Source organism: Chitinophaga sp. MM2321 (genome assembly GCF_964033635.1).
GTDB lineage: Bacteria > Bacteroidota > Bacteroidia > Chitinophagales > Chitinophagaceae > Chitinophaga.
The window spans coordinates 1,389,456-1,402,275 of sequence record NZ_OZ035533.1; the positions used below are offsets into that span (position 1 = coordinate 1,389,456).

13 protein-coding genes are annotated in these 12,820 nt (G+C 43.0%); 11 read left to right on the plus strand and 2 right to left on the minus strand.

Annotated features, from left to right (window positions below; all coding sequences use genetic code 11):
- Positions 1 to 430: 430 nt before the first annotated feature.
- A complete protein-coding gene (locus tag ABQ275_RS05275; protein WP_349317228.1) occupies positions 431 to 1,264 on the minus strand; it encodes a hypothetical protein in 834 nt (277 codons plus the stop codon).
- 192 nt (positions 1,265 to 1,456) lie between these two features.
- On the minus strand, positions 1,457 to 1,909 hold the full coding sequence (locus ABQ275_RS05280) for an Hsp20/alpha crystallin family protein (RefSeq protein WP_349317229.1): 453 nt from the start codon (positions 1,907 to 1,909) through the stop codon (positions 1,457 to 1,459).
- A 238-nt stretch (positions 1,910 to 2,147) separates the two neighbouring features.
- Here ABQ275_RS05280 and ABQ275_RS05285 point away from each other — a divergent pair, with 238 nt between their 5' ends.
- From ABQ275_RS05285 to ABQ275_RS05335, 11 genes are all read left to right on the plus strand, one after another.
- Positions 2,148 to 2,561, plus strand: coding sequence for a BrxA/BrxB family bacilliredoxin (locus ABQ275_RS05285; RefSeq protein ID WP_349317230.1), 414 nt, complete (start codon positions 2,148 to 2,150; stop codon positions 2,559 to 2,561).
- 126 nt (positions 2,562 to 2,687) lie between these two features.
- Positions 2,688 to 3,986, plus strand: a complete 1,299-nt coding sequence (locus ABQ275_RS05290) for a prolipoprotein diacylglyceryl transferase family protein (protein ID WP_349317231.1) — start codon at positions 2,688 to 2,690, stop codon at positions 3,984 to 3,986.
- Between the two features lie 9 nt (positions 3,987 to 3,995).
- On the plus strand, positions 3,996 to 4,424 hold the full coding sequence (locus ABQ275_RS05295; protein WP_349317232.1) for a hemerythrin domain-containing protein: 429 nt from the start codon (positions 3,996 to 3,998) through the stop codon (positions 4,422 to 4,424).
- Between the two features lie 315 nt (positions 4,425 to 4,739).
- On the plus strand, positions 4,740 to 5,666 hold the full coding sequence (locus ABQ275_RS05300; RefSeq protein WP_349317233.1) for a DUF2167 domain-containing protein: 927 nt from the start codon (positions 4,740 to 4,742) through the stop codon (positions 5,664 to 5,666).
- Positions 5,667 to 6,055: 389 nt separating this feature from the next.
- Positions 6,056 to 8,533, plus strand: coding sequence for an outer membrane beta-barrel family protein (locus ABQ275_RS05305; RefSeq protein WP_349317234.1), 2,478 nt, complete (start codon positions 6,056 to 6,058; stop codon positions 8,531 to 8,533).
- A gap of 358 nt (positions 8,534 to 8,891) precedes the next feature.
- Positions 8,892 to 9,458, plus strand: a complete 567-nt coding sequence (locus ABQ275_RS05310) for a sigma-70 family RNA polymerase sigma factor (RefSeq protein ID WP_349317235.1) — start codon at positions 8,892 to 8,894, stop codon at positions 9,456 to 9,458.
- Positions 9,458 to 10,015: a hypothetical protein gene (locus tag ABQ275_RS05315; protein ID WP_349317236.1), complete on the plus strand. Its 558-nt coding sequence runs from the start codon at positions 9,458 to 9,460 to the stop codon at positions 10,013 to 10,015. Before ABQ275_RS05310 ends, ABQ275_RS05315 begins: the two co-directional genes overlap by 1 nt.
- Positions 9,999 to 11,084: a hypothetical protein gene (locus ABQ275_RS05320; RefSeq protein ID WP_349317237.1), complete on the plus strand. Its 1,086-nt coding sequence runs from the start codon at positions 9,999 to 10,001 to the stop codon at positions 11,082 to 11,084. Before ABQ275_RS05315 ends, ABQ275_RS05320 begins: the two co-directional genes overlap by 17 nt.
- Positions 11,085 to 11,135: 51 nt before the next feature.
- Positions 11,136 to 11,870, plus strand: a complete 735-nt coding sequence (locus ABQ275_RS05325) for a head GIN domain-containing protein (RefSeq protein ID WP_349317238.1) — start codon at positions 11,136 to 11,138, stop codon at positions 11,868 to 11,870.
- Between the two features lie 93 nt (positions 11,871 to 11,963).
- Positions 11,964 to 12,455 carry a YajQ family cyclic di-GMP-binding protein gene (locus tag ABQ275_RS05330; RefSeq protein ID WP_349317239.1) on the plus strand — a complete coding sequence of 164 codons (492 nt, stop codon included), beginning with the start codon at positions 11,964 to 11,966 and terminating at the stop codon, positions 12,453 to 12,455.
- 74 nt (positions 12,456 to 12,529) lie between these two features.
- Positions 12,530 to 12,781: a type B 50S ribosomal protein L31 gene (locus ABQ275_RS05335; RefSeq protein WP_349317240.1), complete on the plus strand. Its 252-nt coding sequence runs from the start codon at positions 12,530 to 12,532 to the stop codon at positions 12,779 to 12,781.
- Positions 12,782 to 12,820: the final 39 nt, after the last annotated feature.

Consider the following 12,820-nt stretch of genomic DNA (forward strand, 5'->3'; position numbering starts at 1 on the left):
CGGGGGGCTTAATTTATTTAGTCATTTAATTATTTAGAGATTTGGCTGCTTAGTACAAAGGGAAATTCCTTTCTGAAACTAAACAACCAAATCTCTAAATAATTAAATGACTAAATAAAAAAAGGGGTTCATGTTACTGAGACCCCTATCATGGCATAGGTTAGATGATATTCAACAGCATAAGGACAATAGGAGTAAGTTTGGTGTAACAAAGATATAGTAGCTCCGCGCCATTTGTAAGACCTAAAAGTTGTAATTTTTTTTAACCTCCTATTAACAAAAATAGTTGTTGGAACAACAATTTATTATTACTCATTTTATCAAGATGACCAGTAGCGCGCTTATCAGCGGAAGGGCAATATGGACCAATTGAATAACAATCGATGAAATGAGTTGTAAAAAAATGTTATATCTCACACGGACGTGTAGGTCAGTTTTCCTGCGCATCTTCCAGGTAGCTGATGGCGGTGCCGCATTGTTTTTCAATTTCTGTAAAACAGGCTTCCAGCAGCTCCATTTCTCCATTCATAAAAGCCGATCTACCGGAGCTGGAAAAACCTTTCACCAGCAGGAACTGTTTGGTCAGATTTTGATTGATCAGCGAAAGATGTTGTTTGTGCTTTGCCGCAGTGCGTCTTTGCTCCATAGATATGATGTTCCGGTAGTACTGTCCCAGTGTTCTGATCAGTAACAGCATGTACAATACCACGATAACGGGGTTGACTGCATATTGAAAGAAGGCAGAATGCCCGGGGCTTACATACACGTGGATATGGTGCAGTTTAATATATGCCACCACAGAAAGGTAGCCGGCTAATACCAGGCAGTATACAAGCGAAGTGCGCAGGTTTACCGCAATATAAGCCAATAGGATGCTCATGGCCCAGATCACCGCATACTTGGGTGAAAGGTCCTGGTTGTTGAAAAAAGAGGAGAGGATGGGAATGCCCAAGGTGCTTAAAGATGCGACGCTGGCCGCTTTTTTAGTGGAAGCTCCCTTTCTCAGCAAGAGCAGGCAGCCGAACAGGATGACGGCCAGAAGCGGTATCAGTAACATGTTTATCTCGTTCTGACTGATCATAGCGATGAACATGATGGGCATCAATAGCACGAGATAGAAGAAAATATAATCGAAGACAAGCCGGATCCGGGCCTGTTCATAGGTATCTTCCGTATGAAGTACACTGTTTCCGATCACAGCCTTTTCCGAGCTGGTATAAATGAATCTTGTGAATAACCAGGCTTGCCTGAAATACTTTGCCATTGCTGCATGCTTAGGATTGGCAAATTATCGTATTAATATACTAGGTAGATTAAACGTTCGTGTGAAATTGACCAGGATTATAGGGATTTAACAAGATGGCCAGGATTGAACCAGGAGATATTAGCGAAGATATTCGCATTTTTCTCCCAGTTCAATCCTGGCCATCTTGTTAATTCCCTATAATCCTGGTCCTTATTCTACTACTATTTCTTTCACTGCTTCCTGTTTGTCTTCCTTTTTAGGTAAGGTTACTTTCAGGACGCCATTATCATATTTAGCCTGGATCTTGCTGCCATCTACCACATCGCTGATGCTGAAGGAGCGTTTAAAGGATTTGAAATTAAATTCACGGCGTACCTGTTTGTCGCTTTCGCTTTTAGTTTCTACCTTCTTTTCTGCGCTGATGGTTAAGGTTTTGTCGTCTGCACTGATTTTAAAATCTTCTTTAGAGAAACCCGGTGCTACTACGTCAACTAAAAATGCTTCTTTGGTTTCCACGATGTTTACCGGTGGGTGTGTGGTAAAGTAATCGCTGGTCAGAAAATCATCTTTTACATACTTGTTCCATCCGCCATTGAAAATGTCTTCAACGATTCCGTTAAATGTTTTGGGAAGAGGGCTGTGGTTAAATTTTACGAGTGTCATAGCTTTTATAAATTTTTAGTGAGAAATAAAATTTTGTTCGGTACCAGGTACAGATCAAATGGGATACCATGCCGCTAAAACTGCTATTTTGTTAGTAAAAACGTTACAGATTATGACAAAGTGTCATTTGTATTGTATTTGTTGTGTCAAAAAGTCTTTTTGATCATGCATTTTTTTACTTTTTGCTCCTATATGTATAACTTTGTGAAAACGCTAAACAAAAAAAATTATAAACGATATGTATCCAGCAGAACTAGTAATGCCCATGAAGGCAGAATTAACAGACAAAGGTTTTGAAGAATTGCTGACCTCAGCCAGCGTAGAAAGCGCGCTGAAGCAAGATGGTACTACCCTGGTAGTTATTAACTCCGTATGTGGCTGCTCTGCAGGTACTGCGCGTCCAGGTGTATTATTAGCCGTAGCTCACAGTGAAAAGAAACCAGACAGGCTGACTACCAGCTTTGCCGGTTTTGACGGAGAAGCAGTAAACCAGATCCGTACACATCTGTTGCCTTATCCTCCTTCTTCTCCCGCTATTGCTTTATTTAAGAATGGTGAATTAGTACATTTCATTGAACGCCACATGATTGAAGGTCGTTCTGCACAAATGATTGCGGCTAACCTCGCAGACGCATTCGAACAATATTGTTAAATATGGAAATTTCGAAATTCAAATTTCGAAATTGAAAATTGCATCGTACTTTGGTGGTTTGATTTTCCTTTTGATTAAATTCGGCTTTGTTCATAGGAAAACTCAGATCACCAATTTTTTTTGGCTATGTATCCTAATTTATATTACGCTTTCAGAGATCTGCTAGGTTTAGAGATTCCCGTCCTGAAAATTTTCCAGACTTTTGGCTTTTTTGTAGCAATCGCTTTTTTGGCCGGCGCTTATATACTGACGCTGGAATTAAAGCGCCGGGAAAAACTGGGCTGGCTGCTGCCAATGTCTGAAATGATGGTGGTGAGCGGTCCTGCTACTACGGGAGAGTTGATAGGAAATGGTGTGATGGGTTTCCTGCTGGGATGGAAAGCTGTAGGGCTGGTATTAAACTGGGATACTGCTTCGCAGGATTTTCAGGGATACATCCTTTCCAGTCAGGGTAGTTTCCTGGCCGGACTGTTGCTGGCCGCACTTTTTGTTTTCCTCAAATACAACAGCGCCAGAAAAAGAAAAATTACCACCGTTAAGAAAGAAGTAGTACCTGTATGGCCACACCAGCGTGTGCCGGACATTATTGTTATGGCGGCTGTTGCCGGGTTGCTCGGTGCTAAAGTATTCCACAACCTCGAAAACTGGAGCGACTTTGTACAGGATCCTATCGGGGCTTTGCTGTCTTTTAGCGGTCTTACTTTTTATGGTGGACTGATAGTAGCTGCCATTGTGATCATCAGGTATGCCCGCAAAAAACAGATCAATGTCAGACAACTGATAGATAGTGCTGCGCCTGCGCTCATGCTGGCTTATGCTATCGGCAGAATGGGCTGCCAGTTTTCCGGCGACGGCGACTGGGGCATTTACAACAGTGCCTATGTTACAGATACTACCGGCCATGTGGTGAATGTGGCCCCGGCAGAATTTGACCAGGTTGTAAAACAAAATGCTTTCTTTTTTCAGCAGCAATACAGCGATGTGGCACACATCCCGCACGCACCATTCGCAAAACCGGCCGCACTGGGCTTTCTGCCCGACTGGTTCTTTGCCTCCGGGTATCCCCACAATGTCATTAAAGAAGGCGTGCCTTTACCAGGTTGCGATGGGCAATATTGCAGGGTATTACCAATCGGCGTTTACCCCACACCGTTATATGAGATTATTGCCTGCCTGATTTTGTTCGGGGTATTGTGGTCAATCCGTAAGAAGGTGACTACACCAGGCGTTATTTTCGGCATTTACCTGATCCTGAATGGTATTGAAAGATTTTTTATAGAGAAGATAAGAGTGAATACGAAGTACAATATTTTCGGTTTTCATCCCACCCAGGCTGAAATTATTGCTACCCTGATGGTAGTAGCCGGTATTGTATTAATATGGTATTGCCGTAAAAAAAGGGCAGCCGAAACCACTATTTCCTGATAATATTATATGCAACGCCACTCAACTTTAGTGCCTTTATCGCACGAGCATAAGCGTCTTTTATTTGTATGCCGGTATCTTAAGAAAAATGCCGCCGCATATGAGGGTTTTCCGTTGGAAACCCAGGCCAGGTTTGAATACATCGTAAAAGTATTCCAGGAATTAATGGTGCCGCACATCCGGAAAGAAGAATACCTGTTCGAAAAATGTATTGGTAAAAATGCCACCATTGATGCCCTGGTAGCGGAACTGCAATCAGAGCACCGGAGCATTTCCCGTATGTACAGTGGCCTGGTGGACAGTGTGCAACTGGATGATGATATGGACCAGTTGGCCATCAGCCTGGAAGCGCATATACGAAAAGAAGAACGGGAATTGTTTGAACTGCTGCAACAGGAGCTACCCGATCTCCTGGATAATTTGCAGTTGGGTGAATAAGTAAATAGTTTTTTCTATCTTGTAAGCATATCCTTATATATAGTGGAGAACAATGAAAATGTGGAGATTACCATCAGGTATACAGGATTGTTATGTGTCGTCATTACAGGTCTTGGTGGGTGCCGGATGACAATCCTCCATGACATTTGTCTGCGGAACCAAAATGTATATAATGTGCTATAGGATGGCATTGATAATTTTTTTATTTTTCAGAAGAGTCAAAAACACCCCATTGTTTTAATTTATAACACCCTCCTTATTATTAATCCATTTTTGTTAAGCTGATAATAATACAGTGACCATTTAATCAGAGTTATGGATAAGTTTTATTGGAGCTTATTGATTGTTTGCTTGTTAGTGCCCCTGCAGATGATAGCCAACAACAGGGAAGACAGTTTGAGTAAATATGATAAACTGGATGCTGCCGATTTGATCAGTGCCTCTTTCTCTTACCAACAGGGCGAGGTAGTGCTGGGCGAAGGGGTGGTATTGCAGGTGCCTGCTGGTTATCGTTTCCTGGATGCCGCACAGAGCAAGTTACTGGTAGCACATCTATGGGGAAATCCGGAAAACCCGAATTCCGTAGGGCTCCTGCTGCCTGCCCGTGTAGGTCCAATGGATAAAGACGTGTGGGGCCTCGAAGTTTCGCTGGAGTCATCCGGTTATGTGAGTGAAAAGGAAGCAAGGCATATTAATTATGCCAACCTGTTGCAGCAGATGAAAGAGGATATAAAAACAGAGAATGACTGGCGCCGGGAGAATGATATTGACGTTGTTACCACCATGCAGTGGGCCTTCCCGCCCTATTTCGATAAAAAAGATCATACCCTGCACTGGGCGAGGATACTCCACTTCAGCAATAACCAACAACCCGTGCTCAACTATGAGATGCGGATCCTTAGCAGGAAGGGCGCCCTGTGTTTTAATGCCATAGCAGCGGCTTCTCAGCTCGAAAATATCAGGAAACTGTTGCCTGAACTGATGCAGCATGTGCATTTTAAACCGGGTAGCAGGTATACAGATTATAACCCCATTACAGACCTGGCCACCATCGGAACCTCCGGAACATGGACTGTGAGTGACATACTTTCCCCCGAATACCTGCTGCTATGGCTGCGCAACACCTGGTCGCTGCTACTCGTTTCTTCCGTTATGGTACTATTTGTATATGCGATGCAGCTTTACCACCGCCGCAGAACTACCCACAGAAAAATGATCCGCATAGACGAAAGCCTCAATTAATATTTTGGGATTTAATTATTTAGAGATGTAGCTATTTTGTTTCAACTCTGGAAACAAAATAGCTACATCTCTAAATAATTAAATCCCAAAAACCGATTTGACCCCTATTTTCTGCCGGTTATCCTGCATAAATACCGCTATTTGATCTCCCCCAATTCCCCCTGCAACATTCTTTCTGCCCAGTCGTCTTTTTAACAAAATTACCAATCATCCCTATCTACAGACCGTTTATGTAAAGTTATGTACTATGCAATGCACAATACCTACTTTTACACTGTAGTAGTTAAGCTACTGTAGTGGACTTACTACTGTAGTATAGAAACCAAGGTTCTTTAAGCTGGACTGATCTAAAAAACTAAAAAACTAAAAAAATCTAAATCCGCCCTTATATGAAAGCAACTTTTAAAGCGTTTACATTAACAATAGGTGTGTTAGGCGCTGCATTCACGTCTCAGGCTCAAAGCGGTCCTAAAGTGGCTGGACAAATAACGCAAGCCGGTGCAAAACCAGTAGAATTTGCAACAGTAACTTTATTGAAAGCAAAAGACTCATCGCTCGTAAAAGGCGCTATAGCTGATATCAGCGGTAAATATGAATTTGAAAACGTTAAACAGGGGAAGTACCTGGTAGCCGCTGCGGCAGTAGGTATGACCAAAGCCTATAGCAAAACATTCGACATAAACACCACCAGCTTACGGATGCCAGCGATTTCCCTGGAAACCGCCGCCAAAAACCTGAAAGGAGTAGAGGTAACCGCACAAAAGCCTTTTATAGAACAAAGGGCAGATAAAATGATCGTAAATGTAGAAAACAGCATCACCGGCGCCGGTGGTACTGCCATGGAAGTGCTGGAAAAATCGCCCACTATCAATGTTGATAAAGATGGTAACATCTCTATGAAAGGTAAAGGTGGGGTAGTAATCATGATAGATGGTAAACCAACCAATATGACCTCCCAGGACGTTGCCGAGTTGTTGAAAAGCATGCCCAGTTCAAATCTTGAACAGATTGAACTGATTGCCAATCCTTCCGCCAAGTACGATGCAGCCGGCAACGCAGGGATCATTAACCTGAAACTGAAAAAGAACAGGAACTACGGTACCAACGGGAATGTTACGCTGGGTGGCGCCTATGGTGTATGGCCCCGCTATAACGCAGGACTCAACCTGAACCACCGCAATGAAAAGTTCAATATATATGGGTCTTATAATTACAGTCACCGCGAACAGCAGCAAGATCTGGGTTTGTACCGCTCTTTAACAGACAAAGGTGTGTTCCGGGTGTATGACCAGACCAACACCATGCGTCAGCAATCCAACTACCAGGCCGGTAAAATAGGCGCCGACTACTTTGTCGCCAAAGGACATACCATCGGTGTGATGGTGGACCTTGCAGCCAGGGACCGCACTATTCCCAGCTACGCTACCACCCGTATCGGTAACGGCAATACCGTTGATTCTATCTTATATACCAACACCAATGATGGCGCAAAATGGAAGAGAGGTGCATACAACCTCAACTACCGCGGCGTGCTGGATTCTACCGGTAAAGAACTGAATGTTGACCTGGACTATGCCCGGAATACAGACAGACAACATTCAGAGATCCTCGCACTCTCCCGTGATGGAGCAGGAAAAAACATACTGGGCAGCGATACTTCCCGCAATAACCAGCCTTCCAATATTGAAATTAAAACGGCAAAGATCGACTACACGCATCCGCTGAAAAATCAGGCTAAGCTGGAAGCCGGTGTCAAAGTGAGTTTCGTGACAACTGACAACAATGCCCGTTTTGATTCCCTGAGAAGCGGCGCCTGGATAATGGATGAAAACCGCTCCAATCATTTTATATATAAGGAGAACATCAATGCAGCATATATTAACTACAATAAACAGTTTGACAAATGGGGTGTGCAGCTGGGATTACGGGGAGAACAGACACATATCTCTGGTCATTCAGAATCCATGAAGGATCAGCAAATGACGGCAGCAAATAATGACTCTACTTATTTCAACCTGTTTCCAAGTGCGGCTGTAACGTATAATCTGAACAAGAACAATACCCTGGGACTGACCTACAGCCGCCGTATTCAGCGCCCCAGCTATGAAGACCTGAATCCATTTGAGTTTTATCTGGACAGATATACCAAGGAAGCAGGTAATCCTAACCTGAAGCCGCAGTATTCCAACAACTTTGAAGTGACCCATACCTTCAAACAGTTCCTGATCACTTCTCTTGGTTATTCCCACACCAAAAATATGATGACCAGGATACTGGAAGCAGATGTGGACCACGCTACCGGCGATACAACCGTGCTTAAATATAAGTTCCTGAATGTGGCAAAAGCAGATAACTTCAACCTGAATGTTTCTATGCCGTTACCCATCACTAAATGGTGGACCAGCTTTACAACAGTATCGCTTTCTTACAATATGTATGAAACGGTTGTAAACAACAATCCCGTAAAACTTGGTGCTACCGGCTTCTTTGGCCGTACGCAGCAAACATTTACCCTTACAAAAGACCTGTCTGCAGAAGCCTCCTTCTTTTATGTTTCTCCGCAGGTGGCTAATGAGGGTTTATTCAAAATGAAGTCTATGTATAGCCTGGACCTGGGTTTACAGCAAAAAGTACTCAAAGGAAAGGGTACCCTGAAGCTGAATGTTACAGATATACTTAAAACGCAGTATTTCCGTGGTTCCTTTGATAACGCCGGCAGAAATACGGCTGTATACAGTAAGTGGGATGCACAACAGGTACGCCTCACATTCACTTACCGCTTTGGTAATAACAATGTGAAAGCAGCCCGTAACCGTGAGACAGGACTGGAAGCAGAGCAGAATCGTGTTAAACAGGGCGGCAATTAATATCCTGCACTAAGATGGTTTTTTAGGTATATAAGGATGGAGAAAAACGCGGCCTTTCGCAGGCTGCGTTTCCTTTCCTTCACGCAAAGGGAGTAATGGAAGTCAGATTAAAATAAAGATGTACCCGTTTCATCACAAAAAAGGGGTGTTTAGTGGAATTTAAAAAAGGAGAATACAGCTTTACGCTAATTTTAATAAAATTTTTTAAAGAGATATAATCAACATATTTTCTGTATAAAACATTAATAATAAATATTATTATGCATTTTCCCCGACCCTTGGACCCGACCCAAAAGCCCGATAAAGGAAGTTACAAGCCAGGAAGTGTGCAACCTTTTTTACAATCATTGTCTTTATAATGAAAGCATCAGCAAATAACCTGAATCAAACGCAATTGGCAGAGAATGTAGTAGACCGCTGTAAGAAGGGAGACGTTCGCGCATTCCGCGAGCTGTACGACGCTTATTCAGCAGCGATGTATAACATATGCCTGCGTATGACCGGCAACGTGAGTGATGCAGAAGATACTTTGCAGGAGGCTTTTTTACAGGTACACAAAAATATCAACAAGCTGGAAAATGAAGCCAGCGTGAGTGCCTGGATCAAACGCATTGTAGTGAATCACTGCTTAAACAGCCTGCGTAAAAAGAAAGTATATTTCGAAGAAGTGGAAGAAGTAGAAGTGGCAGAGGAATCAGGTATTGATGAAGCGCATTTTACCTGGACAGTAGCCGCCATCAGATCGGCTATTCATACCTTACCACAAGGATACCGCACGGTGCTGAACCTCTATCTTTTTGAAGAGTACTCACACCGCGAAATCGCTGAAATGCTTGGTATCACTGAATCTACCGCAAAAACGCAATATATGCGTGCAAAAGAAAAAGTAAGACAGATTGTAAAACAGCAAAATGTAATTCATTAATGCCGGACAATTTCGAAAGTTTTATTCAGCAGCATCGGGAAGAGTTTGAAGCCCCCCGGCCTTCTCCAAGAGTGTGGGACGCACTGGAAAAGGAATTGGGAGCCCGCCGCAGAGGACGCGTTGTTTATTTTCTGGGCAAAAACTGGTTTAAAGCCGCAGTCATAGCGGTATTAGTGATAAATGCTGCCGTGTTATTCTATCTCACCCAACACAAACAACAACAACGGCAGGAACTGGCATTCATTGCACCGGACATGCAGGAAGCAAAGGTGTACTATACCTCACGTATCAACGAAAAACTGGAACTGATCAATGCTTACCCCGCCACAGAACTGGGCATGGATAGCACTGCCCGCCGGGAACTGGAACTCCGCAATGATACTTACAGGATGCTTGAAAAAGAGCTAAAAAATAATCCCGGCAATGAAAGGATCCGGGCCGCCCTGGTACGCTATTATCAGCTTAAACTTGATCTGCTCGATAAAATTTTGGAAGAATTGCAGGCGAAACATGCAACTCCCGGTCAACAAAAAAAACATTATGAAGCTGAAATTTAACTTCCTGGTATGTCTGTTACTTCCATTGGTAATGCAGGCAAGGAACAGAGATCTGACGTATAAAAAAACGATCACTAAAGAGTTTACAGTGAATGCCGGGGCCACTTTTAATATTTCCAACAAATATGGTAAAGTGATTTTTCATACCTGGAATAAAAATGAAATCAAAGCCACCATTACTATTACAGGTTTTGGTAAAAAAGACGAAGAAGCACAATCTATCGCTGACATGGTGAACATTGTAACAGAGCAGAGCAGCAGCACCGTAGTAGGATTGCGTACGTTATATAATCCTTCAAAGTCAGGCTCCTCCTGGTTTTCATGGGGCGGTAAGATGGATTCCAAAGATTATGTAAATGTAGACTACGACATATATGTACCGCAAAGCCTGCAACGGCTGCGGGTAGAGAACCAGTTTGGAGATGTGATCGCCGATAAATTTACTTTTCCTGCTGAACTGATATTGAACTACTGCACGTATGATATCCGCGAAGCGCAGGATCTGGAATTCAAAGTGAACTATTGTGATAAAGGAAAAATAGGAAAGGCCGGTAAGGTCAGGATGAAAAGCAATTACTCCTCTTTGCGGGGAGAGCAGCTGGAGGCACTGGAAACACGGTCTAACTACAGCGACTATACGATTGCAAGCGTAGGCGTTGTCAGCATCTCCTCCAACTATGATGATTATAAGCTCGAGCGGGTATCGGGCATCTCCGGGCGTTGTACCTATACAGATGTAAAAATGGATGAATTACAGCAGGAGCTGGATATGCGGATGACTTATGGAGATGTTGTTATAAAGAAGATCGGCACAGGTTTCAAAGGAGCCGATTTTCAGCTGACTTACGCCGATGCGAAAATCAGCGCGCCACGGCGGCAGCCCATGCAGCTGGAAGTGAGCCTGATCAATGGTGAACTGCGCACAGGTGGGCTGGAACTTAAAAATGTGATTTCAAATAAAGTATCGTCTGTACTTAATTATACTGCACAGGCAGGAGGAGGTAGTGAGCAGTCACCCCGCTTAAAAGTGAAAGGGACGAACAGTAGTGTAAAGCTGGATGCATATTGATAACGGCCATTCTAGAATCTTTTTTATAAATAATTATCTAAAAAAAATCAAATGAAAAAACTGGCAAAATTTGCCCTGGTTGCATTGCCTTTAATGCTGCTCCTGGGAGTGTTGGCATCCTTCTCTTTTGATAAGAATGAACGCATAAAAGGTAATGGTACCATGAAAGATGAAAGCAGGAATGCAACTGCTTTTGAAGACATCAGTACTTCCGGTGTATTCAAAGTGGTTATCCAGCAGGGGAGTACCCATAGTATAAAGGTGTCAGCAGAAGAGAACCTGTTACCCTACATCATTACTGATGTGTCTGGCGATGAGCTGAAAATCCATACTAAAAAGGGATATTCCATAGATCCTACCCGGACTATTACCGTATATGTTACCCTTCAGAAAGTTGAGAAGCTGTCTGCCAGCGGTGCCGGCGGATTTACCAGCAATGGCGTATTAAAGACCGATCACCTGGAATTGTCGTTCAGCGGTGCTTCAGATGCCAACCTGGATATCAATGCGCAAAAGCTGGAAGTAGGCTTGTCCGGTGCCAGCAATGTGAAGTTGAAAGGCAGTAGCAGTAATGCGGCGTACCGTATTTCCGGAGCCGCAGATATTTCTGCACTGGACCTGCAATCGCAGGATGTAGAGATTGGTATTTCCGGCAACGGGAAAGCGAAGGTATTTGCAGAGAAGAAACTGGATGTAAGGATCTCCGGTGTGGGGAATGTGAACTACAAGGGAACACCCGTTGTAACGCAGGCTGTATCCGGTATGGGCAGGATTAGCAGGATTTAATTTTTTTAGATTTAGATTTATATGTCGGCAGGTAGTTCACTACCTGCTTTTTCTTGTTTATATTTGTCGCTTGAATATTAAATCTTATTAGTTATGCCGTCCTTTGATATTGTTAGCAAAATAGATTTACAAACACTGGATAATGCCATTAACACTGTGAAGAAAGAGATCACCAACAGGTTTGATTTTAAGGGTTCGCATGTGGAGATTGAGTTGAACAAGAAAGAGCTGGTGTTGAATGTAGCAGTAGATAGTGATATGAAACTGGGGCAGGTATTGGACGTGCTGATCAGCCGTTCCATGCGCCAGGGGCTGGAAGCCACAATTTATGACCAGAGTAAGGAGCCTTACCAGAGCGGGAAGGTATATAAAAAGGATATTCCAATCCGGAATGGTATTAAACAGGAAGATTCCAAGAAGATTGTGAAGATGATCAAAGATGCGGGATTGAAGGTACAGGTAGCCATTATGGATGATATTATCCGGGTAACAGGCAAGAAGATCGATGATTTACAGGATGTTATCCAAAAATGTAAAGAGGCCAACCTGGGCATTCCTTTGCAGTATATTAATATGAAAGCGTAATTTTTTTTCTAATAATCTTTGGGTGTTAAAGAATTTTTGCTAACTTTGCACCCTGTATTTACAATAATTTTGATATGAAACAGGGAATCCATCCAGAAAGTTACAGATTTGTGATATTTAAAGATATGTCAAACGGAGAGAGCTTTTTAAGCCGCTCTACCGCTTCTTCCAGCGAAACAATGAAATGGGAAGACGGTAATGAGTATCCTTTGATCAAGTTGGAAATTTCCAATACTTCTCACCCTTTTTATACTGGTAAGAACGTATTGGTGGATACTGCCGGACGTATTGATAAATTCAACAAACGCTACGCTAAGAAGGCATAGTCGTTTTGTAAAATATTTTTTTAAAGAATCCCATCGGCT

Bases quoted from the DNA above. Each gene is read 5' to 3' on its own strand.
- ABQ275_RS05275 (WP_349317228.1), bottom strand. From the start codon at position 1,264: ATGGCAAAGTATTTCAGGCAAGCCTGGTTATTCACAAGATTCATTTAT.
- ABQ275_RS05280 (WP_349317229.1), bottom strand. From the start codon at position 1,909: ATGACACTCGTAAAATTTAACCACAGCCCTCTTCCCAAAACATTTAAC.
- ABQ275_RS05285 (WP_349317230.1), top strand. From the start codon at position 2,148: ATGTATCCAGCAGAACTAGTAATGCCCATGAAGGCAGAATTAACAGAC.
- ABQ275_RS05290 (WP_349317231.1), top strand. From the start codon at position 2,688: ATGTATCCTAATTTATATTACGCTTTCAGAGATCTGCTAGGTTTAGAG.
- ABQ275_RS05295 (WP_349317232.1), top strand. From the start codon at position 3,996: ATGCAACGCCACTCAACTTTAGTGCCTTTATCGCACGAGCATAAGCGT.
- ABQ275_RS05300 (WP_349317233.1), top strand. From the start codon at position 4,740: ATGGATAAGTTTTATTGGAGCTTATTGATTGTTTGCTTGTTAGTGCCC.
- ABQ275_RS05305 (WP_349317234.1), top strand. From the start codon at position 6,056: ATGAAAGCAACTTTTAAAGCGTTTACATTAACAATAGGTGTGTTAGGC.
- ABQ275_RS05310 (WP_349317235.1), top strand. From the start codon at position 8,892: ATGAAAGCATCAGCAAATAACCTGAATCAAACGCAATTGGCAGAGAAT.
- ABQ275_RS05315 (WP_349317236.1), top strand. From the start codon at position 9,458: ATGCCGGACAATTTCGAAAGTTTTATTCAGCAGCATCGGGAAGAGTTT.
- ABQ275_RS05320 (WP_349317237.1), top strand. From the start codon at position 9,999: ATGAAGCTGAAATTTAACTTCCTGGTATGTCTGTTACTTCCATTGGTA.
- ABQ275_RS05325 (WP_349317238.1), top strand. From the start codon at position 11,136: ATGAAAAAACTGGCAAAATTTGCCCTGGTTGCATTGCCTTTAATGCTG.
- ABQ275_RS05330 (WP_349317239.1), top strand. From the start codon at position 11,964: ATGCCGTCCTTTGATATTGTTAGCAAAATAGATTTACAAACACTGGAT.
- ABQ275_RS05335 (WP_349317240.1), top strand. From the start codon at position 12,530: ATGAAACAGGGAATCCATCCAGAAAGTTACAGATTTGTGATATTTAAA.